The organism is Leclercia sp. CFBP8987, from assembly GCF_034044995.2.
GTDB classification, from domain to species: domain Bacteria; phylum Pseudomonadota; class Gammaproteobacteria; order Enterobacterales; family Enterobacteriaceae; genus Enterobacter; species Enterobacter tamurae.
Genome location: NZ_CM188255.1, coordinates 1,032,472 through 1,053,138, shown reverse-complemented (window position 1 = coordinate 1,053,138; position 20,667 = coordinate 1,032,472). Strand labels below are relative to the sequence as shown.

Sequence of the window (20,667 nt, the reverse complement as noted above, 5' to 3'; positions counted from 1 at the left end):
TAATTACTGCTGGGTCATGATATCGCCCAGCTTAATTTTGGCTTCTTTACGCAGATTGCTCATCAGAGCTTCGAAGGCAATTTGTGCGTTGTTCTGGGTGATTCCCTGAACCATCGCTTGCTTCTGCGCTTCCGGCATGGTGCCCGCTTTCACTTCGTCCAGCGCCAGAACCACCACGTTGCCCTGCATATCGTTGGCGATACCGAAGCTCGGCTTGTCTTTTGCCGGCAGGCTCAGACCAAATGCCGCCTGGCTGATCGGATCCTGACCAGTACGGCTCAGGGTCCTGGCCTCACCAAAGCTCAGGCCAGCCGCTTTCAGCGCCTCGTCACCTTTACCCGCTTTCAGCTCAGCCAGCAGCTTCTCAGCATCCAGCTTCGCCTGTTGCACGGCTTTATTATGTTTCACCAGCGCAGCGATCTGATCTTTCACCTCGTCCAGCGGCTTAATCGACTCTGGCTTGTGCTCAGCCACGCGCAGAACAAAGGCGCGGTCGCCGTCGACGGTGATGATGTCAGAGTTGCTGCCCGGGGTGCCGTTTTCGCCTACCAGACCGCCGTTGAAGATAGCATCCGCAACCGGTTTGAAGTTCAGCTCTTCCGGCAGATTGTCACGACCAAACCAGCCGGTAGTGACCGCTTTCGCACCTGCTGCCTGCTCTGCGCCTGCCAGTGATTCGTTATCATTGCTGGCCGCGTCGCTTACCTTCTGCTGCAACGCATAGAAGCCATCCAGCGCTTTCTCCTGCTTCACTTTCGCCGCGATGTCATCACGGACGTCAGCCAGCGGTTTGGTGGTCGCAGGGGTGATATCATCCAGACGCATAACCAGGAAACCAACAGAGGATTTGATCACTCCAGAAAGTTGACCTTTCTCTTTCAGACCGGCATTTTTCAGCTCGTCCGGCGTGGTGCCCTCTTCCAGCCAGCCCATGTCACCGCCATTTTTGGCAGAGATGATGTCGGTGGATTTCGCTTTCGCGACCGTGGCGAAGTCAGTGCCCTTGTTCAACTCATCCAGCGCCGCTTTGGCGTCGGCTTCAGTTTTGGTCTGAATGACGCTGAAACGGTTACGCTGTGGCTGAGTGAACTGATCCTGATGCTGATCGTAGTAAGTCTGGATCTCGGCATCGGAAGCGTTTTCCTGCATCGCCGCTGCATCCAGCTTGATGTAGCTTACGCGGAACTGCTCCGGGGCGGTGAAGTTGTTTTTGTTCTGCTCGTAGTAGCTTTTCACCTCTTCGTCGCTCGCCTGCTGTTTAGCAGCCAGGGCGTTAACGTCGAAGGTGGCTTCGCGCACGACGCGCTGCTGAGAAACCAGCGTTGCCAGTTCATCCGCTTCGCCTTTGAGCATGAAGTCGGTGCCCACTACGGCGTTGATCAGTTGCTGAGTGGTCAGCTGGTTACGCAGCGCCTGAGCGTATTGATCCGGCGTCATCCCCATCTGATTCACGATCGCGTTATAGCGGGTGTTATCGAATTTGCCGTCATTCTGGAAAGCCGGAGTGGAGAAAATGGCTTTCTTGACCTGATCGTCGCTGATGCTCAGACCGATCTCACGGGCGTACTGATCCAGCAGCGCTTCGTCGATAAGACGGTTCAGCGTCTGCTGACGCAGGTTTTTCATGTACCCTTCATTCGCCGCCAGTTCAGAGAACTGTTCGCCCAGCTGTTGCTGCATGCGGTTACGTTCACCGGCAAATGCATTTTCAAACTGCCCACGGCTGATTTCCTGGTCGTTCACTTTTGCGGCGTAGTTTGCACTACCGCCAATCAGGTATCCGCTCACGCCGGTCAAAATGAACGACACGATAATGATACCGAAAATAATCTTGAGCACGAGACTGTTAGCAGCCGTGCGTAAGCTGTCCATCATGGTGTAACCACACTCCGCTGTAGGTGACTGGTGACCTGACGCTGGCGGAAATCCTGACCGCAGCGCATAAAGACGTATTGTGACAAGAAACCGGGGCGATTGTCAGCCCACAACTCGCATAAACTCACATAAATCAGGCCTGGACAAACAAAAAAGGCACATCAAATGATGCGCCCTTGTACTTTTCAACTTCCCTGAAGTAAGAAAGCGATCAGTTTACTGCGTCTTTCAGCGCTTTGCCGGCGCGGAAGCCCGGAACTTTAGCAGCAGCGATGGTGATCTCTTTACCGGTCTGAGGGTTGCGGCCAGTACGGGCAGCACGCTCTTTAACAGCAAAAGTACCAAAACCTACCAGCGCCACGTCGTCCCCAGCCTGCAGAGATTCGGTAACAGAAGCAATCAAAGCATCTAACGCACGTCCAGCCGCAGCTTTGGAGATGTCAGCACCCGCAGCAATTTTGTCAATCAGTTGAGATTTATTCACTCTTCTCTTCCTCTCTTTATAATTTATATCGCGTCTGAATCCTTCACAACGCGACCGCGCAGCAGTTATATCAGGCCTGCCATGACCTTACAACACCCGTTGTTGATGGCTGGCCCAATCAGCAATCTAAATTAGCTATACAAAAAAAGGCTGGCAAGCCCGAAATCGCTCACCAGCCTTGTTTTTATTGACGCTCTTTGCGCGAGGTCACTATTTTGCGGTCACAACCTGCATTCCGTAAGGCTCATTCTGCAGTGCAAGGGTCAGAACTTCCTCAATTCGTTTCACCGGATGAATATCCAGATCGGCGATAACGTTATCCGGAATCTCTTCCAGATCGCGCTTGTTCTCATACGGGATGAGGACCGTTTTAATGCCGCCACGGTGTGCAGCCAGCAGTTTTTCTTTCAAACCGCCAATCGGCAGAACCTGGCCACGCAGGGTGATTTCACCGGTCATCGCCACATCAGCACGCACCGGGTTGCCGGTCAGGCAGGAGACCAGGGCGCTACACATCGCGATACCCGCGCTTGGACCATCCTTCGGCGTTGCCCCTTCCGGCACGTGAACGTGAATGTCGCGTTTTTCGTAAAAGTCCGGATTGATACCCAGTTTTTCCGCACGCGCGCGCACCACGGTCAGCGCAGCCTGAATGGACTCCTGCATCACTTCACCCAGCGAGCCGGTGTAGGTCAGCTTACCTTTACCCGGTACGCAGGCGGTTTCAATGGTCAGCAGATCGCCACCCACTTCCGTCCACGCCAGACCGGTTACCTGACCGACGCGGTTTTCGCTGTCCGCACGGCCATAGTCGTAACGCTGAACCCCGAGGTATTCGTGCAGATTGTCGCCATTAATTTCAATGTGCTTCAGCGTCTTGTCGAGCAGCAACTGTTTCACCGCCTTACGACACAGCTTGGAGATTTCACGCTCCAGGCTACGCACGCCCGCTTCACGGGTGTAGTAACGAATAATGCCGATGATCGCACTGTCATCAACGGTCAATTCGCTCTCTTTCAGTGCGTTACGTTCAATCTGCTTCGACAGCAGGTGACGACGGGCAATGTTCAGTTTTTCGTCTTCGGTGTAGCCAGAAAGACGGATCACTTCCATACGGTCCAGCAGCGGGGCCGGGATGTTCATGGAGTTGGAAGTAGCCACAAACATCACATCGCTGAGGTCGTAGTCCACTTCCAGGTAGTGATCGCTGAACGCCACGTTCTGCTCTGGATCCAGCACTTCAAGCAGGGCTGAAGCCGGATCGCCACGCATGTCGGACGACATTTTGTCGATCTCATCCAGCAGGAACAGTGGGTTTTTAACCCCTACTTTTGCCATTTTCTGGATCAGTTTGCCCGGCATGGAACCGATATAGGTTCGACGGTGACCGCGGATTTCCGCCTCGTCACGCACGCCGCCCAGCGCCATACGGATGTACTTACGTCCGGTCGCTTTGGCAATGGACTGGCCCAGAGAGGTCTTACCCACCCCCGGCGGCCCGACCAGGCACAGAATTGGGCCCTTGAGCTTATTAACACGGCTCTGAACCGCGAGATACTCAAGGATGCGGTCTTTGACGCGTTCCAGGCCGTAGTGGTCGGTATCCAGGATCTCCTGGGCCTGACGCAGGTCTTTTTTGACCTTGCTGCGGGCATTCCACGGAACCTGAACCATCCACTCGATATAGCCGCGAACCACCGTTGCTTCTGCCGACATTGGAGACATCATTTTCAGCTTCTGCAGTTCTGCTTCGGCCTTCTCTTTTGCCTCTTTCGGCATTTTCGCCGCGTCGATCTTACGCTTCAGCGCTTCGTTTTCGTCCGGTGCATCGTCCATCTCACCGAGCTCTTTCTGGATGGCTTTCATTTGCTCATTCAGATAGTACTCACGCTGAGATTTCTCCATCTGCTTTTTCACGCGGTTGCGAATGCGTTTCTCAACCTGCAGCAGATCGATTTCAGACTCCATCATCGCCATCAGATATTCCAGACGTTCGTTAACGTCGGACATCTCCAGCACGGACTGTTTGTCAGCCAGCTTCAGCGGCATGTGCGCAGCGATGGTGTCAGCCAGACGTGCAGGATCGTCGATGCTGTTCAGCGACGTCAGCACTTCTGGTGGGATTTTTTTATTCAGCTTGATATAGCCTTCAAACTGACTGATCGCGGTGCGAACCAGCACCTCCTGCTCACGCTCGTCAAGCTGAGGCGAGTCCAGGTATTCGGCTTTTGCTGCGAAGTGTTCGCCATCATCAGATAGCGTGGTAATACGCGCACGCTGCAGCCCCTCGACCAGCACCTTCACGGTGCCATCAGGCAGCTTCAGCATTTGTAAAATAGAGGCCACGGTCCCGACGGTGAAAAGATCGTTTACACCCGGCTCATCCGTTGATGCTTCTTTCTGCGCAACCAGCATGATTTTTTTATCATGATCCATGGCGGCTTCAAGGCAACGGATAGATTTTTCCCGCCCTACAAATAAGGGTATGACCATGTGCGGATAAACCACCACATCGCGCAATGGCAATACGGGGATTTCAATGCGTTCAGAACGCTCAGGATTCATAGAGCTCTCTCTTAGTTTAGTGTCCGCCAGGTAATCAGGTTGCAGGACTGTGCTTCATGCAACCATTAACATGTAATCCAGTATATGGGGATGATTCCCACACATTCAACGCCATGTTTACGGAAAAATAAAAGGGGGGATTAAATCCCCCCTTTTTGATTAACTGCTTGTATGCTCTGGCGAATTATTCGCCAGAGGCCTGCTGGGCTTCCGGCGTGCCGTAAATCAGCAGCGGCTTGCTTTGGCCAGCAATGACGGACTCGTCGATAACCACTTTTTCAACCTCTTCCATTGAAGGAAGATCGTACATGGTATCGAGCAGGGCAGCTTCAACGATTGAACGCAGACCACGTGCACCGGTTTTACGTGCCATTGCTTTTTTAGCAATCGCATCCAGTGCTTCGTCGCGGAACTCCAGCTCAACGCCTTCCAGATTGAACAACGCCTGGTACTGCTTGGTCAGGGCATTTTTCGGCTCTTTCAGGATCTGAATCAGCGCGTCTTCACTCAGTTCTGTCAGGGTGGCGACAACCGGCAGACGACCAATGAACTCAGGGATCAGACCAAACTTGATCAGATCTTCTGGCTCAACCTGGGTCAGCAGTTCGCCCTCTTTCGCTTTTTCAGACTTCGCCTTCACCGTCGCGCCAAAGCCAATACCCGAGCCGGTTTCAACGCGGTTAGCAATGACTTTATCCAGGCCAGCAAACGCACCGCCACAGATAAACAGGATCTTGGACGTATCAACCTGCAGGAACTCCTGCTGAGGATGCTTACGACCGCCCTGCGGTGGAACAGCGGCAACCGTCCCTTCGATAAGTTTCAGCAATGCCTGCTGCACGCCTTCACCGGACACGTCACGGGTGATCGACGGGTTATCGGATTTACGCGAGATTTTGTCGATCTCATCGATATACACGATACCGCGCTGGGCTTTCTGAACGTCGTAATCGCACTTCTGCAGCAGTTTCTGGATGATGTTTTCCACATCCTCACCCACATAACCGGCTTCGGTCAGGGTGGTGGCATCCGCCATGGTAAACGGAACATCCAGCAGACGCGCCAGGGTTTCTGCCAGCAGGGTTTTACCCGAACCGGTTGGGCCGATCAGCAAAATGTTACTTTTGCCCAGCTCAACGCCGTTGCTGTTATCCCCGTTACGAAGACGTTTGTAGTGGTTGTACACCGCCACTGCCAGCACTTTCTTCGCCTGTTCCTGGCCGATGACGTAGTCATCAAGATGATGACGGATCTCATGCGGCGTTGGTAACGCGCTGCGCTCACGGTGTGGTGCGACTTCTTTAATCTCTTCGCGGATGATGTCGTTACATAAGTCGACACATTCGTCGCAGATATACACGGATGGCCCGGCAATCAGTTTGCGCACTTCATGCTGGCTTTTGCCGCAAAAAGAGCAATAAAGCAGTTTGCCCGATCCATCTTTGCGTTTATCTGTCATGAGTCAAAACCTCTTTTTAAGTTCTTTGTGCCGCACATGACGACGCAAATGCCATTCTCAGACGCAGGCTGCTGGTTAGCAAAATGCCGCCCTACCATAGTATAGCGGCACACCCACGCCGTGGGCATCAATTACGGTGGGTCAAAATGGAGTCGACTAAGCCGTACTCTACTGCCTCTGGTGCGGACAGGAAGCGATCGCGCTCGGTATCACGCTCGATCTGCTCTAATGATTGACCCGTATGATGAGCCATAAGTTCATTCATGCGCCCTTTTACCTTCAGGATTTCACGGGCATGAATTTCAATGTCTGTTGCCTGGCCCTGGTACCCGCCCAGCGGCTGGTGAATCATTACGCGCGAGTTCGGCAGGCAGAAACGCTTACCTTTCGCCCCTGCGGTCAGCAGGAATGCGCCCATCGATGCTGCCTGGCCCATACAAATGGTGCTTACATCAGGCTTGATGAACTGCATGGTATCGTAAATGGACATCCCGGCAGTGATCACGCCACCTGGGGAGTTGATGTACAGGTAAATGTCTTTTTCCGGGTTTTCCGCTTCCAGAAACAGCATCTGCGCTACGATCAGGTTCGCCATGTGGTCTTCCACCTGGCCGGTCATGAAGATAACGCGTTCTTTAAGCAGACGGGAGTAGATATCAAAAGAACGTTCACCTCGAGAGGTTTGTTCAATAACCATTGGCACCAGCGCCATATGGGGTGCAAAGTTATCTCGTTCGCCACTGTATGACATTTCCGTCTCCTGGATAAAAAATGAAAATACCTGCTGTACTGATTGTAACCTTGTGGACGGATTATCAGCCAGTCTCTTTAATACTGCTTCCCCACTAATGGGGGCGGCTCAGCCCTATTTCAAGCATAACAATCTTTTGTTTTAACGCTAACACTGAAAAGGCGTTTTATCACGCTTTGGGATTTATAACCGTGATAAAAAAAACCCGCCGCCGGGAGGCAACGGGTTTTTTGCTCAAACTTTAAACGAAGCAGGCAGAATTAAGCCTGTTGGTTCATCAGTTCGTTGAAAGAAGTGGCTTTTTCAGACACTTTCGCTTTGGCCAGAACGGCTTCAACAGCCTGCTCTTCCAGAGCCACGTTGCGCATGTTTTCCATCAGCTCTTTGTTGCTGCCGTAGAAAGCAACCACTTCTGACGGATCTTCATAGGCAGAAGCCATCTCTTCGATCAGGCCTTTAACACGCTCTTCGTCAGCTTTCAGCTCGTGGGTACGAATCACTTCGCCCAGCAGCAGACCAACAACAACGCGGCGTTTAGCCTGCTCTTCGAACAGCTCACGTGGCAGTTCCAGAGCTTGTTTCTCGTTGCCACCGAAACGCTGTGCAGCCTGGCGACGCAGAACGTCGATTTCGCTGTCGATCAGGGCCGCAGGGATTTCGATTTCGTTCGCTTTAACCAGACCGTCGATCGCCTGAGACTTAACGCGGTTACGCACGGCGCCTTTCAGCTCGCGTTCCATGTTTTTACGCACTTCTGCACGCAGACCTTCAACAGAACCATCTTCAACGCCGAAACGTTTGATGAAATCTGCAGTCAGTTCTGGCAGTTCGCGGTCTTCAACTTTCTTCAGGGTAATCGCGAATTTCGCTGCTTTACCTTTCAGGTTTTCAGCGTGGTACTCTTCCGGGAAGGTCACGTCGATAGTGAACTCTTCGCCTGCGCTGTGGCCTTTGATACCGTCTTCAAAGCCTGGGATCATACGACCCTGGCCCATTGCCAGTACGAAGTCAGAGGCTTTGCCGCCTTCGAACTCTTCGCCGTCTACTGAGCCGGAGAAGTCGATGGTGACGCGGTCTTCTGCATCCGCAGCACCGTCTTTGTCTTTCCAGGTCGCCTGCTGCTTACGCAGGGTGTCCAGCATGCCGTCAACGTCAGCTTCAGTCACTTCAACGACTGGTTTTTCAACTTCGATCGCGTCCAGACCCTTCAGCTCAACTTCAGGGTAAACTTCGAACTCTACCGCGTAGGTGAAGTCTTCGCCCATTTTGTATTCGCCCGGAACATAGGTCGGGGAACCGGCTGGGTTGATTTTTTCTTTGATGATCGCGTCAACGAAGTTGCGGCTCATCAGGTCACCCAGCACGTCCTGGCGAACAGAAGCGCCATAACGCTGAGCAACGACATTCATCGGTACTTTTCCCTTGCGGAAGCCGTCAATACGGACTTTCTTTGCTACGTTGACCAGCTCGCTTTTTACAGCGTTTTCGATGCTGTCAGCAGCGATTGTAATCGTTACACGGCGGCCAAGGCCTTGAGTGGTTTCAACTGAAACTTGCATCTTGTTACCTCAAAAAAATCACAGTGCTCGGTCAACTCTGAATTTGCCTCGCAATACCGGGATGCTCTCTTAGCAGATTCACATTCCCTGTCGCCAGAATCATCCCGAAGACATTCATATTAAGACGCGGCATTATAGCGGCATCACTTTAGTGAGTCGAGAACGGTTGGCGCATGTTGCTGCGGCTTTTTTCACAATTTCAGGCTATTTTCGGCCTTAAAATCGCGCCACCGGCTCAAAACCCGGACAAAACAAAACGGCCCGCAGGCCGTTTTGACGTAATCTTTATGCAACATACTGGAAAAGCTCCCGCTGTTGCAAACAGGATTTATTACGCGATCGTCCCGGCCCCGCGGCACGGTGGCGATGCGAAAATCGTATCCTGCAGTCCCTTCCACTCTTTGATCGTATACGTGTGTAATGCCAGCGCATGGACCGTGGTTGAGAGCTCTTCCGTCAGGGTTCCGTAGATCATACGGTGACGATTGAGAAAACGCTCACCAGCGAAACGATCGCTGACCAGCACCACTTTAAAGTGGCTCTCAGAGCCTGCCGGTACGTTATGACGATAGCTTTCGTCGACGACTTCGAGGAACACAGGTTCAAACGCCGCCCTTAACTTATCTTCAATCTGTTCACGTATCATCATGAAATTACTCCTCCGACAACGCTGAGATGTCACCCATCCCTTTAAATGTTAGCCGCTTTTACCGCTTGCATAACAAGAAGACAACAAAAATTTAGCTTTCATCTGATTTTCTCATTCAAGCGTATGAAGCCCTATAAGGGGGGAGTCGTTTTGTCGCCCGGATAACGGAAAAGCGTTTCAGGTGGTCAGTTTTCAGACAAGGCGATGAATTTACATGCGTTGACCACTTCCCCTTGCCGTTGGCGATGTTATGATGGCGGCAATTTTTTTCTATATATGCTTACGATTCGCTGAGAGCCTGAACATGTTAAAAAAACTCCTTTTCCCTATGGTCGCCCTGTTTATGCTGGCCGGCTGTGCAACCCCGCCTACCACCATTGATGTTTCTCCGAAGATCACTCTGCCACAGCAGGATCCAAGCCTGATGGGCGTCACTGTGAGCATCAACGGCGCGGATCAGCGTAAAGACCAGGCGCTGGCGAAAGTGACCCGTGATAACCAGCTGGTGACCCTCACTGCTTCACGCGATCTGCGTTTCCTGTTGCAGGAAGTGCTCGAGAAACAAATGACTTCCCGCGGTTACATGGTTGGCCCAAGCGGTGCGGTTGATCTGCAGATTATCGTCAATAACCTTTACGCTGACGTTTCTCAGGGCAATGTGCGCTACAACATCGCGACCAAAGCCGATATCGCCATCATCGCCACCGCGAAGAACGGCAATAAGATGAACAAGAACTACCGCGCAAGCTACTCTGTTGAAGGTGCCTTCCAGGCCACCAACAAGAATATCGCTAATGCCGTCAACAGCGTGCTGACCGACACCATCGCCGATATGGCGCAGGACACCAGCATTCACGACTTCATCAAGCAGAACGCACGTTAATCCTGCCTGCTGACCCGACCTCCGGTCGGGTCAGTTTGCCTGCTCATGTCCAGTCAATACTTACGTATTTTCCAGCAACCTAAATCAGCTATCCTGCTGATCCTCGGTTTCGCCTCCGGTTTACCCCTTGCCCTGACATCCGGCACGCTACAGGCGTGGATGACCGTAGAGAATATCGATCTTAAAACTATCGGCTTCTTCTCGCTGGTCGGCCAGGCCTATGTCTTCAAGTTCTTATGGTCGCCGATGATGGACCGCTACACCCCGCCGTTTCTCGGCAGGCGTCGTGGCTGGTTGCTGATGACCCAGGTATTGCTGATGCTGGCGATTGCCGCCATGGGCTTCCTCGAACCTGGATCGCAGCTGCGCTGGATGGCTGCGCTGGCGGTGGTGATTGCCTTCTGTTCGGCATCCCAGGATATCGTTTTTGATGCCTGGAAAACCGACGTTCTCTCTGCCGAAGAGCGTGGCACCGGAGCTGCGATAAGCGTTCTGGGCTACCGTCTGGGAATGCTGGTTTCAGGCGGACTGGCCTTATGGCTGGCGGATCGTTACCTCGGCTGGCAGGGCATGTACTGGCTGATGGCCGCGCTGCTCATTCCCTGCATGATCGCCACGTTCCTCGCCCCGGAACCGAGCGATGTTATCCCGGTTCCTCGCTCCCTCGAACAGGCGGTTGCCGAACCGCTGCGCGACTTCTTTGGCCGTAACAATGCCTGGCTCATTCTGCTGCTGATTGTGCTGTATAAGCTCGGGGATGCGTTTGCCATGAGCCTGACCACCACCTTTTTGATCCGCGGCGTAGGCTTCGATGCCGGTGAAGTCGGCGTGGTAAATAAGACGCTGGGGCTGATTGCCACCATTATCGGCGCGCTGTATGGCGGCGTGCTGATGCAGCGCTTAAGCCTGTTCCGCGCGCTGCTGATCTTCGGCATTTTGCAGGGGATTTCTAACGCCGGTTACTGGCTGCTCTCGATTACCGATAAACAGATGCTCAGCATGGCGGCGGCGGTGTTCTTTGAAAATCTGTGCGGCGGGATGGGAACGGCTGCGTTTGTCGCGCTGCTGATGACCCTGTGCAACAAATCCTTCTCCGCGACACAGTTCGCCCTGCTCTCTGCGCTCTCGGCCGTGGGCCGGGTCTATGTCGGCCCTATCGCTGGCTGGTTTGTGGAAGCGCACGGGTGGGCTGAGTTTTATCTCTTCTCGGTCTTTGCGGCCATTCCGGGATTGCTGCTGCTATTAATATGTCGCCGCTCGCTGGAATATACCCAGCAGACAGAACACTTTATGGTCAGGACGCATTTCCCGTCGGCCTATCGCTTCGCATTAAGAATATTGCTGGCGGGATGTGTGATGCTGGCCCTGTGGCTGGTGGTCCTGATCGTTAATGCCACGACCATTCTCGCCCTTCCGTTTGCCCTGCTGCTGCTGGACATCGGTGCGCTGTTGGCGCTGACCGGGATCCTCACAGGGGGTCTCCTCGACTACCTGGCTATGCGTGAGAGCCAAAAGGTGTAAAACCATAAAAAAGGTTATTTTACGTTGTAATCACCCTGGTAAATTATAACGGCGAATAAATTCGTTCGCGCAAAATAATATTTGTTGTTTCGTGCCTCTTAGAATTTCGGAAATTATTGGAACAAGGAACAGAGGATATTTTTCGTTAACCGATTCAGCAAACGAAACATTAATTTTACGTTTTTTAGTTGTCTCTTTATTGATAATTATTTGTTAATGATTTGTGTTTTTTTAGCAATGGTTATACCAATTGCCCTTTTTACCCTACCTACAGAGTCTGTTTCGTTATAAAGCCCGGCTGGCGGTGCTTGCGTCTGAAAAACGGCTATAATTTGCAACATCTGTGACTTCCCTGGCAGAACCCGGTAACACGTTCCTGACACAGGTCTAATGATGTTTACAGTAATGTAACCTTCCCGTAAAATGCCCCCACACTTTAAACGCCACCAGGTCCCCGTGGAATTGAGGTCGTTAAATGACACTTAGGAAATACAATAAATGTTTGGGATGGTTGTCGTTATTTGCAGGCACTGTTTTACTCAGTGGCTGTGATTCTGCGCTGCTAGACCCCAAAGGACAGATTGGACTGGAGCAACGTTCGCTCATTCTGACGGCTTTCGGCCTGATGATGATCGTCGTGATTCCCGCCATCTTGATGGCTGTTGGTTTCGCCTGGAAGTATCGTGCGAGCAACAAAGATGCGAAGTATAGCCCTAACTGGTCACACTCCAATAAAGTGGAAGCTGTGGTCTGGACGGTGCCGATTCTGATCATCCTGTTCCTTGCCGTACTGACATGGAAAACCACTCACGCGCTCGAACCTGCAAAACCGCTTGTTCACGATGAGAAACCGATTACGATCGAAGTCGTCTCCATGGACTGGAAATGGTTCTTCATCTACCCGGAACAGGGCATTGCTACCGTGAACGAAATCGCCTTCCCGGCGAACGTCCCGGTGCAGTTCAAAGTAACGTCTAACTCCGTGATGAACTCCTTCTTTATCCCGCGTCTGGGCAGCCAGATTTACGCGATGGCCGGTATGCAGACCAACCTGCACCTGATCGCGAATGAAGCAGGCACCTATGATGGTATCTCCGCCAGCTACAGTGGCCCGGGCTTCTCTGGTATGAAGTTCAAAGCCATTGCCACTCCGGACCGTGCCGCTTTCGACCAGTGGGTTGCTAAAGCGAAACAGTCTCCGAACACCATGTCTGACATGGCTACGTTCGACAAAGTGGCAACACCTAGCGAATACAACAAGGTGGAGTACTTCTCTAACGTGAAACCGAATTTGTTCAAAGACGTTATTGGCAAATTTATGGACCACGGCAAGAGCATGGACGTGACCCAACCTGAAGGTGAGCATAGCTCGCACGAAGGGATGGAAGGCATGGACATGAGCCACGCGGAAACCTCTCACTAAGGGGCCGAGGAAGAAAATGTTCGGAAAATTAACACTGGATGCAGTGCCGTACCATGAGCCGATTATCATGGTTACGATTGCTGCCATTGTCATTGGTGGCGCAGCCTTAGTTGGCTTAATCACTTACTTCGGTAAGTGGAGCTACCTGTGGAATGAGTGGCTGACTTCGGTTGACCACAAAAAACTCGGTATCATGTACTGCATCGTCGGTATCGTCATGTTAATTCGTGGCTTTGCTGATGCAATCATGATGCGTAGCCAGCAGGCGCTTGCCTCCGCTGGCGAAGCAGGCTTCCTGCCGCCGCACCACTACGACCAGATCTTTACCGCGCACGGCGTGATTATGATCTTCTTCGTGGCGATGCCGCTGGTTATCGGTCTGATGAACGTTGTCGTTCCGCTGCAAATCGGCGCGCGCGACGTTGCGTATCCGTTCCTGAACAACCTGAGCTTCTGGTTCACGGTTGTCGGTGTGATTCTGGTTAACCTCTCTCTGGGCGTAGGTGAATTCGCACAGACTGGTTGGCTGGCTTACCCACCGCTTTCGGGAATTGAGTACAGTCCTGGCGTAGGTGTTGATTACTGGATCTGGGCGCTACAGCTCTCCGGTGTCGGTACTACCCTGACCGGTATTAACTTCTTCGTGACCATCCTGAAGATGCGTGCACCAGGTATGACGATGTTCAAGATGCCAGTATTTACCTGGGCATCTCTGTGCGCCAACATCCTGATTATCGCGTCATTCCCAATTCTGACTGTCACCGTCGCGCTGCTGACCCTGGATCGCTATCTGGGCACCCATTTCTTCACCAATGATATGGGCGGCAACATGATGATGTACATCAACCTGATTTGGGCATGGGGTCACCCTGAAGTGTACATCCTGGTTCTGCCGGTCTTCGGTGTGTTCTCCGAAATCGCAGCGACCTTCTCACGTAAGCGTCTGTTTGGTTACACCTCGCTGGTGTGGGCAACCGTGTGTATTACCGTCCTGTCGTTCATCGTCTGGCTGCACCACTTCTTCACTATGGGTGCAGGCGCGAACGTAAACGCCTTCTTCGGTATCACCACCATGATTATCGCGATCCCAACCGGGGTTAAGATCTTCAACTGGTTGTTCACCATGTACCAGGGGCGTATCCAGTTCCACTCAGCCATGCTGTGGACCATCGGCTTCATCGTCACCTTCTCCGTAGGTGGGATGACCGGCGTACTGCTGGCTGTACCGGGCGCTGACTTTGTACTGCACAACAGCCTGTTCCTGATTGCGCACTTCCATAACGTTATCATCGGCGGCGTCGTCTTCGGCTGCTTCGCTGGCGTAACTTACTGGTGGCCAAAAGCGTTCGGCTTCACGCTGAACGAAAAATGGGGTAAACGCGCGTTCTGGTTCTGGATCATCGGCTTCTTCGTGGCATTTATGCCGCTGTACGTGCTGGGCTTCATGGGTATGACCCGTCGTCTGAGCCAGCAGATCGATCCGCAGTTCCACCCAATGCTGGTTGTTGCAGCGGTGGGTGCAGCGCTGATTGCCTGTGGTATCGCGTCCCAGCTGTATATGTTCTACGTCTCTATTCGCGACCGCGATCAGAATCGTGATCTGACCGGTGACCCATGGGGTGGCCGTACGCTGGAGTGGGCAACCTCTTCTCCTCCGCCGTTCTATAACTTTGCCGTTGTGCCGCACATTCATGAGCGTGACGCATTCTGGGAAATGAAAGAAAAAGGCGAAGCGTATAAGCAACCAGCGCATTATGAAGAGATCCATATGCCGAAAAACAGCGCAGCGGGCATGGTTATCGCCGCCTTCGCTACGGTATTTGGTTTCGCTATGATCTGGCACATCTGGTGGCTTGCGATCGTCGGCTTTGCTGGCATCGTGATCAGCTGGATTGTGAAGAGCTTTGATGAGGACGTGGACTACTACGTACCAGTCCGTGAAGTTGAAATTCTGGAAAAACAGCATTTCGACGAGATTGCTAAAGCGGGGCTGAAAAATGGCAACTGATACTTTAACCCACGCGACTGCCCATGCGCATGAACACGGGCACCACGATACAGGGCCGATGAAAGTTTTCGGCTTCTGGATCTACTTGATGAGCGACTGCATCCTGTTCTGCTGTCTGTTCGCAACCTATGCCGTTCTGGTGAACGGCACAGCGGGCGGCCCGACCGGTAAGGACATTTTCGAGCTGCCGTTCGTACTGGTTGAAACCGCACTGCTGTTATTCAGCTCCATCACCTACGGCATGGCTGCCATTGCCATGTACAAGAACAACAAGAGCCAGGTTGTCTCCTGGCTGGCGTTGACCTGGCTGTTTGGTGCTGGATTTATCGGGATGGAAATCTATGAATTCCACCACCTGATTGCCGAAGGTTTCGGTCCGGATCGTAGCGGCTTCCTGTCAGCGTTCTTCGCGCTGGTCGGTACCCACGGTCTGCACGTAACCTCTGGTCTGATCTGGATGGCGGTTCTGATGTTCCAGGTATCCCGTCGCGGCCTGACCAGCACTAACCGTACCCGTATCATGTGCCTGAGTCTGTTCTGGCACTTCCTGGATGTGGTGTGGATCTGTGTGTTCTCTGTAGTCTATCTGATGGGGGCGATGTAATGAGTCATTCAAACGATCATGGCGCTTCCCACGGTAGCGTAAAAACCTACATGACAGGTTTTATCCTGTCGATCATCCTGACGGTGATTCCGTTCTGGATGGTGATGAACGGTAGTGCGTCTAAGCCGGTTATCCTGGGTGCAATCCTGGTGACGGCGGTGATTCAGATTCTGGTGCATCTGGTTTGCTTCCTGCACATGAACACTAAATCCGATGAAGGCTGGAACCTGACGGCATTTATCTTTACCGTGATTATCATCGCAATCCTGGTAGTCGGCTCCATCTGGATTATGTGGAACCTCAACTACAACATGATGGTTCACTAAGAGCGGCGAGTATGTTTAAGCAATACCTGCAAGTCACAAAACCTGGCATCATCTTTGGCAACCTGATCTCGGTGATCGGAGGGTTCCTGCTGGCCTCGAAAGGCAGCATCGATTACACCCTCTTTATCTACACGCTGGTTGGGGTGTCACTGGTTGTTGCGTCCGGTTGTGTATTTAACAACTACATCGACAGGGATATCGACAGGAAGATGGAAAGGACAAAAAATCGGGTGCTGGTAAAAGGCCTGATGTCCCCTGCCGTCTCGCTGGTGTACGCCACCTTGCTGGGTATTGCTGGCTTTATGCTGCTGTGGTTCGGCGCCAACCCTCTGGCCTGCTGGCTGGGGGTGATGGGTTTCGTGGTGTATGTGGGCGTCTACAGCCTGTATATGAAACGTCACTCCGTCTACGGTACGCTGATTGGTTCACTCTCCGGCGCTGCGCCGCCGGTGATTGGCTACTGCGCGGTCACCAATGAGTTCGACAGCGGTGCGCTGATCCTGCTGGCTATCTTTAGCCTGTGGCAGATGCCGCACTCCTACGCCATTGCGATTTTCCGCTTTAAGGATTATCAGGCAGCGAACATTCCGGTACTGCCGGTGGTGAAAGGCATTTCCGTTGCCAAGAACCATATCACGCTCTACATCATTGCCTTTGCGGTTGCTACGCTGATGCTCTCACTGGGCGGTTACGCTGGGTACAAATATCTGGTGGTTGCTGCGGCGGTGAGCGTCTGGTGGCTCGGTATGGCACTGCGGGGTTATAAAGTGGAAGACGACAAAGTCTGGGCACGCAAACTGTTTGTGTTCTCAATTGTCGCTATCACGTCTCTGTCGGTGATGATGTCCGTCGACTTTATGGTGCCGGATTCACATAATCTGCTGACTTACGTCTGGTAAGATGTGGTCAAATAAAAAGGGTGCTTCGGCACCCTTTTTTATTCATAAAATCTATTAATAACGCATGTAATATTTGTTAAATAACAGGTTGTTTACCCCGCCCCTTCCCCGCACTACACTAATGCCTGCTTTTGATTTGAGGTGGTAATGAACGATTATAAAATGACGCCGGGCGAGCTACGCGCCACCTGGGGTTTGGGCACGGTTTTTTCGTTGCGTATGCTCGGCATGTTTATGGTCCTGCCCGTTCTGACCACATACGGCATGGTATTACAGGGAGCAAGCGAGGCGTTAATTGGTCTTGCCATCGGTATTTATGGCCTGGCGCAGGCGGTCTTTCAGATCCCCTTTGGCCTGCTCTCCGATCGTGTCGGTCGTAAGCCGCTGATTGTCGGCGGGCTACTGGTGTTTGTTGCCGGTAGCGTGATCGCCGCCCTCTCCCACTCTATCTGGGGCATTATTCTCGGTCGTGCGTTGCAGGGCTCCGGCGCCATCGCCGCCGCCGTCATGGCGCTGCTGTCGGATCTAACCCGCGAACAGAACCGTACCAAAGCGATGGCCTTTATTGGTGTCAGCTTCGGCGTCACCTTTGCTATCGCGATGGTGCTGGGTCCAATCATTACCCATGCGCTCGGGTTAAACGCCCTCTTCTGGATGATCGCCGTGCTGGCAACCGTCGGCATCGCACTGACGATTTGGGTGGTGCCCGACAGCAAAAATCATGTGCTGAACCGCGAATCGGGGATGGTTAAAGGCTGCTTCAGCAAGGTGCTGGTCGAACCGCGTTTGCTGAAGCTCAACTTCGGCATCATGTGCCTGCATATTCTGTTGATGTCCACCTTCGTCGCCCTGCCCGGGCAGCTGGCCGCAGCCGGTTTTCCGGCGGCTGAGCACTGGAAAATCTACCTCTTCACCATGCTTATCTCTTTTGTCTCCGTGGTGCCGTTTATCATCTACGCCGAAGTGAAGCGCCGGATGAAGCGCGTCTTCCTGGGCTGCGTTGCCCTGCTGCTGATCGCCGAAATCGTGCTCTGGGGTTCCGGCCCGCACTTCTGGGAGCTGGTCGCGGGCGTGCAGCTCTTCTTCCTCGCCTTCAACCTGATGGAAGCCCTGTTACCATCGTTAATCAGTAAAGAGTCTCCGGCAGGCTATAAAGGCACGGCGATGGGGATCTACTCCACCAGCCAGTTTATCGGCGTGGCCATCGGCGGCGCGCTGGGTGGCTGGGTCGATGGCATGTTCGATTCACAAACCGTATTCCTGGCGGGCGCGCTGCTGGCAACGGTCTGGCTGCTGGTGGCCAGCACCATGAAAGAGCCACGTTACGTCAGCAGCCTGCGGGTGGAAATTCCGCATGATGTGGAGGTGAGTGAGGGCTTAAAACAGCGTCTTGAAGCCAAAGAGGGCGTCAGTGAGGTATTACTGGTGCCGGAAGAGCGCAGTCTGTACGTTAAAATCGACAGTAAAGTGACAAACCGCTTTGAAGTTGAGCAGGCGCTTAAAGCCTGAAAAAAAGCCCGGCATCGCCGGGCTTTTTCTTAATCGCGGAAGTTTTTGAACTGGAACGGCTGGCCGAGATCGCCGCCACGCACCAGCGCCATCACACCCTGCAGATCGTCGCGGGATTTCCCGGTAACACGAATCTCTTCGCCCTGAATCTGCGCCTGCACCTTCAGCTTGCTGTCTTTGATGAGCTTAACGATTTTCTTCTGCATCGCGCTCTCAATGCCCTGCTTCAGTTTGGCTTCGACAAACCAGGTTTTGCCGCTGTGAACGAAGGTCTCCGGCACATCGAGGGAGGTCCCTTCGATGCCGCGCTTCAACAGCTTGGCACGCAGAATGTCCAGCAGCTGGGTGACCTGGAAATCGGACTCACTCAGGATCTTAATGGTCTTATTTGCGTCGTTCAGCTCAAAACTAGCCTCAACGCCACGAAAATCGAAACGTGACTCAACTTCACGGCTGGCATTGTCCACGCCGTTACGTACTTCCTGGATATCAACTTCGGAAACAATATCGAAAGATGGCATCTTTTCTTCTCCCTTCACTTTTGTTGCGTTGCATAATACCCGCTACGGGGCATAACTCAACAGAAGCTTAGTTGTCGACGCTATACTACATGTTGTAACACCTGGCGCAGTTGCAGGTGAGGAGGAACGATGAAAATTACCGTGCTCGGATGCGGGGCACTGGGACAACTTTGGCTCGCCGCACTTTGCAAACAGGGACACGAAGTCCAGGGCTGGATGCGCGTGCCACAGCCCTATTGCAGTGTAAACCTGATTGAAGAAGACGGGAGTATCTTTAACGAATCTCTTATCGCCAACGATCCGGATTTCCTGGCCCAAAGCGATCTTTTGCTCGTCACCCTGAAAGCCTGGCAGGTCTCTGATGCCGTGCGGACGCTGGCGTCCACCCTTCCCCCTACGTCACCGATAATGTTGCTTCATAACGGGATGGGGACCATTGAAGAGCTTAAAAGCGTTCCCCAGCCGCTGCTGATGGCCATCACCACCCATGCGGCCCGCCGTGACGGTAATGTGATTGTTCATGTCGCCAGCGGGATGACCCACATCGGCCCGGCCAGAGCGCAGGAGGGGGACTACAGTTATCTGGCGGATCGTTTCCAGCAGGTACTGCCGGATGTCGCCTGGCACGATAACATCCGCCCACAGATGTGGCGCAAGCTGGCGGTAAACTGCGTGATTAATCCGCTGACCGCCCTGCTGGATTGTCCAAACGGTGAGCTTAAAAACCATCCGCAGACCATCGCCACGCTGTGTGCAGAGGTCGCGGCCGTCGTGGAGCGCGAGGGCATCCACACCTCGGTGGACGATATTCGCTATTACGTTGACGAGGTCATAGAGCGCACCGCCCAGAACATCTCTTCGATGCTGCAGGATATCCGCGGGCTCCGGCATACCGAAATTGATTACATTACCGGTTACCTGCTAAAACGCGCCCGCGCACACGGTATCAGCGTGCCGGAAAATGTCCGTCTGTACGAACAGGTTAAACGTAAGGAGAGTGAGTATGAGCGCGTCGGCACTGGTATGCCTCGCCCCTGGTAGCGAAGAGACCGAAGCGGTCACTACGATCGATCTGCTGGTTCGCGCCGGGATTAACGTCACGACAGCGAGCGTCGCCAGCGATGGCAATCTGATCATCACCTGCTCGCGTGGGGTAAAGCTCGTGGCAGATGCCCCGCTGGTAGAGGTGGCCGACGGTGATTACGACGTGATCGTTCTCCCGGGCGGTATCAAGGGCGCGGAGTGCTTCCGTGACAGCCCCCTGCTGGTCGAAACCGTCAGGCAGTTCCACCATTCCGGGCGCATCGTCGCCGCCATCTGCGCGGCCGCCGCCACGGTGCTGGTGCCGCACAATATCTTCCCGATTGGCAATATGACCGGTTTCCCAACGCTGAAGGATAAGATCCCCGAAGAGCAGTGGGTGGATAAGCGTATGGTCTGGGATCCACGCGTAAACCTGCTCACCAGCCAGGGGCCGGGCACGTCGATTGATTTTGCACTGAAGATTATCGAGCTGCTGGTCGGGCGCGAAAAAGCCTATGAAGTGGCCTCTTCGCTGGTGATGGCGGCGGGGATCTATAACTATTACGAAGCGTAATGCGTAAAAAAAGCCGGGTGGCGGCTGCGCCTTA

At 53.2% G+C, this 20,667-nt stretch carries 18 protein-coding genes; 10 read left to right on the top strand and 8 right to left on the bottom strand.

Features of this window, described 5'->3' with window-relative positions; translation table 11 throughout:
- Window positions 1-3 precede the first annotated feature (3 nt).
- From ppiD to bolA, 7 genes are all read right to left on the bottom strand, one after another.
- Window positions 4-1,875, bottom strand: a complete 1,872-nt coding sequence (ppiD, locus tag SOM40_RS04930; RefSeq protein WP_320530623.1) for a peptidylprolyl isomerase — start codon at window positions 1,873-1,875, stop codon at window positions 4-6.
- 211 nt (window positions 1,876-2,086) lie between these two features.
- Window positions 2,087-2,359: a nucleoid-associated protein HU-beta gene (hupB, locus tag SOM40_RS04925; RefSeq protein WP_002444653.1), complete on the bottom strand. Its 273-nt coding sequence runs from the start codon at window positions 2,357-2,359 to the stop codon at window positions 2,087-2,089.
- Between the two features lie 210 nt (window positions 2,360-2,569).
- Window positions 2,570-4,924, bottom strand: a complete 2,355-nt coding sequence (lon, locus tag SOM40_RS04920) for an endopeptidase La (protein WP_106992145.1) — start codon at window positions 4,922-4,924, stop codon at window positions 2,570-2,572.
- A gap of 184 nt (window positions 4,925-5,108) precedes the next feature.
- Window positions 5,109-6,383 (bottom strand): ATP-dependent protease ATP-binding subunit ClpX, encoded by a 1,275-nt coding sequence (clpX, locus tag SOM40_RS04915; protein WP_032616836.1) that lies wholly within the window; start codon window positions 6,381-6,383, stop codon window positions 5,109-5,111.
- 127 nt (window positions 6,384-6,510) lie between these two features.
- Complete coding sequence (gene clpP / locus SOM40_RS04910) at window positions 6,511-7,134, bottom strand: ATP-dependent Clp endopeptidase proteolytic subunit ClpP (protein WP_032616835.1); 624 nt, start codon at window positions 7,132-7,134, stop codon at window positions 6,511-6,513.
- Window positions 7,135-7,394: 260 nt separating this feature from the next.
- Complete coding sequence (gene tig, locus SOM40_RS04905) at window positions 7,395-8,693, bottom strand: trigger factor (protein WP_106992144.1); 1,299 nt, start codon at window positions 8,691-8,693, stop codon at window positions 7,395-7,397.
- Between the two features lie 331 nt (window positions 8,694-9,024).
- Window positions 9,025-9,342, bottom strand: coding sequence for a transcriptional regulator BolA (gene bolA, locus SOM40_RS04900; protein WP_039032378.1), 318 nt, complete (start codon window positions 9,340-9,342; stop codon window positions 9,025-9,027).
- 304 nt (window positions 9,343-9,646) lie between these two features.
- Here bolA and SOM40_RS04895 point away from each other — a divergent pair, with 304 nt between their 5' ends.
- The 8 genes from SOM40_RS04895 (at window position 9,647) to SOM40_RS04860 (ending at window position 18,515) form a co-directional block, all read left to right on the top strand.
- Entirely contained in the window at window positions 9,647-10,225 is a 579-nt protein-coding gene (locus SOM40_RS04895) for a lipoprotein (RefSeq protein WP_106992143.1), read from the top strand.
- A 45-nt stretch (window positions 10,226-10,270) separates the two neighbouring features.
- Complete coding sequence (ampG, locus tag SOM40_RS04890) at window positions 10,271-11,746, top strand: muropeptide MFS transporter AmpG (RefSeq protein ID WP_320530622.1); 1,476 nt, start codon at window positions 10,271-10,273, stop codon at window positions 11,744-11,746.
- Window positions 11,747-12,221: 475 nt separating this feature from the next.
- Window positions 12,222-13,169 (top strand): cytochrome o ubiquinol oxidase subunit II, encoded by a 948-nt coding sequence (cyoA, locus tag SOM40_RS04885; RefSeq protein ID WP_106992141.1) that lies wholly within the window; start codon window positions 12,222-12,224, stop codon window positions 13,167-13,169.
- A gap of 16 nt (window positions 13,170-13,185) precedes the next feature.
- Window positions 13,186-15,177, top strand: a complete 1,992-nt coding sequence (gene cyoB / locus SOM40_RS04880) for a cytochrome o ubiquinol oxidase subunit I (protein WP_106992140.1) — start codon at window positions 13,186-13,188, stop codon at window positions 15,175-15,177.
- Window positions 15,167-15,781 (top strand): cytochrome o ubiquinol oxidase subunit III, encoded by a 615-nt coding sequence (locus tag SOM40_RS04875; protein WP_032616828.1) that lies wholly within the window; start codon window positions 15,167-15,169, stop codon window positions 15,779-15,781. The genes cyoB and SOM40_RS04875 overlap by 11 nt, the downstream gene beginning before the upstream one ends.
- Window positions 15,781-16,107 (top strand): cytochrome o ubiquinol oxidase subunit IV, encoded by a 327-nt coding sequence (locus SOM40_RS04870; protein WP_106992139.1) that lies wholly within the window; start codon window positions 15,781-15,783, stop codon window positions 16,105-16,107. The genes SOM40_RS04875 and SOM40_RS04870 overlap by 1 nt, the downstream gene beginning before the upstream one ends.
- A gap of 11 nt (window positions 16,108-16,118) precedes the next feature.
- The gene (gene cyoE / locus SOM40_RS04865; protein WP_106992138.1) at window positions 16,119-17,006 is read left to right on the top strand and encodes a heme o synthase; all 888 of its coding nucleotides are present in this window, start codon (window positions 16,119-16,121) and stop codon (window positions 17,004-17,006) included.
- Window positions 17,007-17,153: 147 nt separating this feature from the next.
- Window positions 17,154-18,515, top strand: a complete 1,362-nt coding sequence (locus SOM40_RS04860; RefSeq protein WP_225759406.1) for an MFS transporter — start codon at window positions 17,154-17,156, stop codon at window positions 18,513-18,515.
- A gap of 29 nt (window positions 18,516-18,544) precedes the next feature.
- On the opposite strand, the gene SOM40_RS04855 is transcribed toward SOM40_RS04860, so the two are convergent.
- On the bottom strand, window positions 18,545-19,036 hold the full coding sequence (locus tag SOM40_RS04855; RefSeq protein ID WP_106992136.1) for a YajQ family cyclic di-GMP-binding protein: 492 nt from the start codon (window positions 19,034-19,036) through the stop codon (window positions 18,545-18,547).
- Between the two features lie 129 nt (window positions 19,037-19,165).
- Between SOM40_RS04855 and panE the strand changes: the two genes are divergently transcribed.
- Both panE and yajL read left to right on the top strand, forming a co-directional pair.
- On the top strand, window positions 19,166-20,077 hold the full coding sequence (gene panE / locus SOM40_RS04850) for a 2-dehydropantoate 2-reductase (protein ID WP_262672432.1): 912 nt from the start codon (window positions 19,166-19,168) through the stop codon (window positions 20,075-20,077).
- Complete coding sequence (gene yajL / locus SOM40_RS04845) at window positions 20,040-20,633, top strand: protein deglycase YajL (protein ID WP_225759408.1); 594 nt, start codon at window positions 20,040-20,042, stop codon at window positions 20,631-20,633. Before panE ends, yajL begins: the two co-directional genes overlap by 38 nt.
- Window positions 20,634-20,667: the final 34 nt, after the last annotated feature.

What these genes read in the sequence shown, in the direction of transcription:
- ppiD (WP_320530623.1), bottom strand. Translation starts at nt 1,875, where the DNA reads ATGATGGACAGCTTACGCACGGCTGCTAACAGTCTCGTGCTCAAGATT.
- lon (WP_106992145.1), bottom strand. Translation starts at nt 4,924, where the DNA reads ATGAATCCTGAGCGTTCTGAACGCATTGAAATCCCCGTATTGCCATTG.
- clpX (WP_032616836.1), bottom strand. Translation starts at nt 6,383, where the DNA reads ATGACAGATAAACGCAAAGATGGATCGGGCAAACTGCTTTATTGCTCT.
- clpP (WP_032616835.1), bottom strand. Translation starts at nt 7,134, where the DNA reads ATGTCATACAGTGGCGAACGAGATAACTTTGCACCCCATATGGCGCTG.
- tig (WP_106992144.1), bottom strand. Translation starts at nt 8,693, where the DNA reads ATGCAAGTTTCAGTTGAAACCACTCAAGGCCTTGGCCGCCGTGTAACG.
- bolA (WP_039032378.1), bottom strand. Translation starts at nt 9,342, where the DNA reads ATGATGATACGTGAACAGATTGAAGATAAGTTAAGGGCGGCGTTTGAA.
- SOM40_RS04895 (WP_106992143.1), top strand. Translation starts at nt 9,647, where the DNA reads ATGTTAAAAAAACTCCTTTTCCCTATGGTCGCCCTGTTTATGCTGGCC.
- ampG (WP_320530622.1), top strand. Translation starts at nt 10,271, where the DNA reads ATGTCCAGTCAATACTTACGTATTTTCCAGCAACCTAAATCAGCTATC.
- cyoA (WP_106992141.1), top strand. Translation starts at nt 12,222, where the DNA reads ATGACACTTAGGAAATACAATAAATGTTTGGGATGGTTGTCGTTATTT.
- cyoB (WP_106992140.1), top strand. Translation starts at nt 13,186, where the DNA reads ATGTTCGGAAAATTAACACTGGATGCAGTGCCGTACCATGAGCCGATT.
- SOM40_RS04875 (WP_032616828.1), top strand. Translation starts at nt 15,167, where the DNA reads ATGGCAACTGATACTTTAACCCACGCGACTGCCCATGCGCATGAACAC.
- SOM40_RS04870 (WP_106992139.1), top strand. Translation starts at nt 15,781, where the DNA reads ATGAGTCATTCAAACGATCATGGCGCTTCCCACGGTAGCGTAAAAACC.
- cyoE (WP_106992138.1), top strand. Translation starts at nt 16,119, where the DNA reads ATGTTTAAGCAATACCTGCAAGTCACAAAACCTGGCATCATCTTTGGC.
- SOM40_RS04860 (WP_225759406.1), top strand. Translation starts at nt 17,154, where the DNA reads ATGAACGATTATAAAATGACGCCGGGCGAGCTACGCGCCACCTGGGGT.
- SOM40_RS04855 (WP_106992136.1), bottom strand. Translation starts at nt 19,036, where the DNA reads ATGCCATCTTTCGATATTGTTTCCGAAGTTGATATCCAGGAAGTACGT.
- panE (WP_262672432.1), top strand. Translation starts at nt 19,166, where the DNA reads ATGAAAATTACCGTGCTCGGATGCGGGGCACTGGGACAACTTTGGCTC.
- yajL (WP_225759408.1), top strand. Translation starts at nt 20,040, where the DNA reads ATGAGCGCGTCGGCACTGGTATGCCTCGCCCCTGGTAGCGAAGAGACC.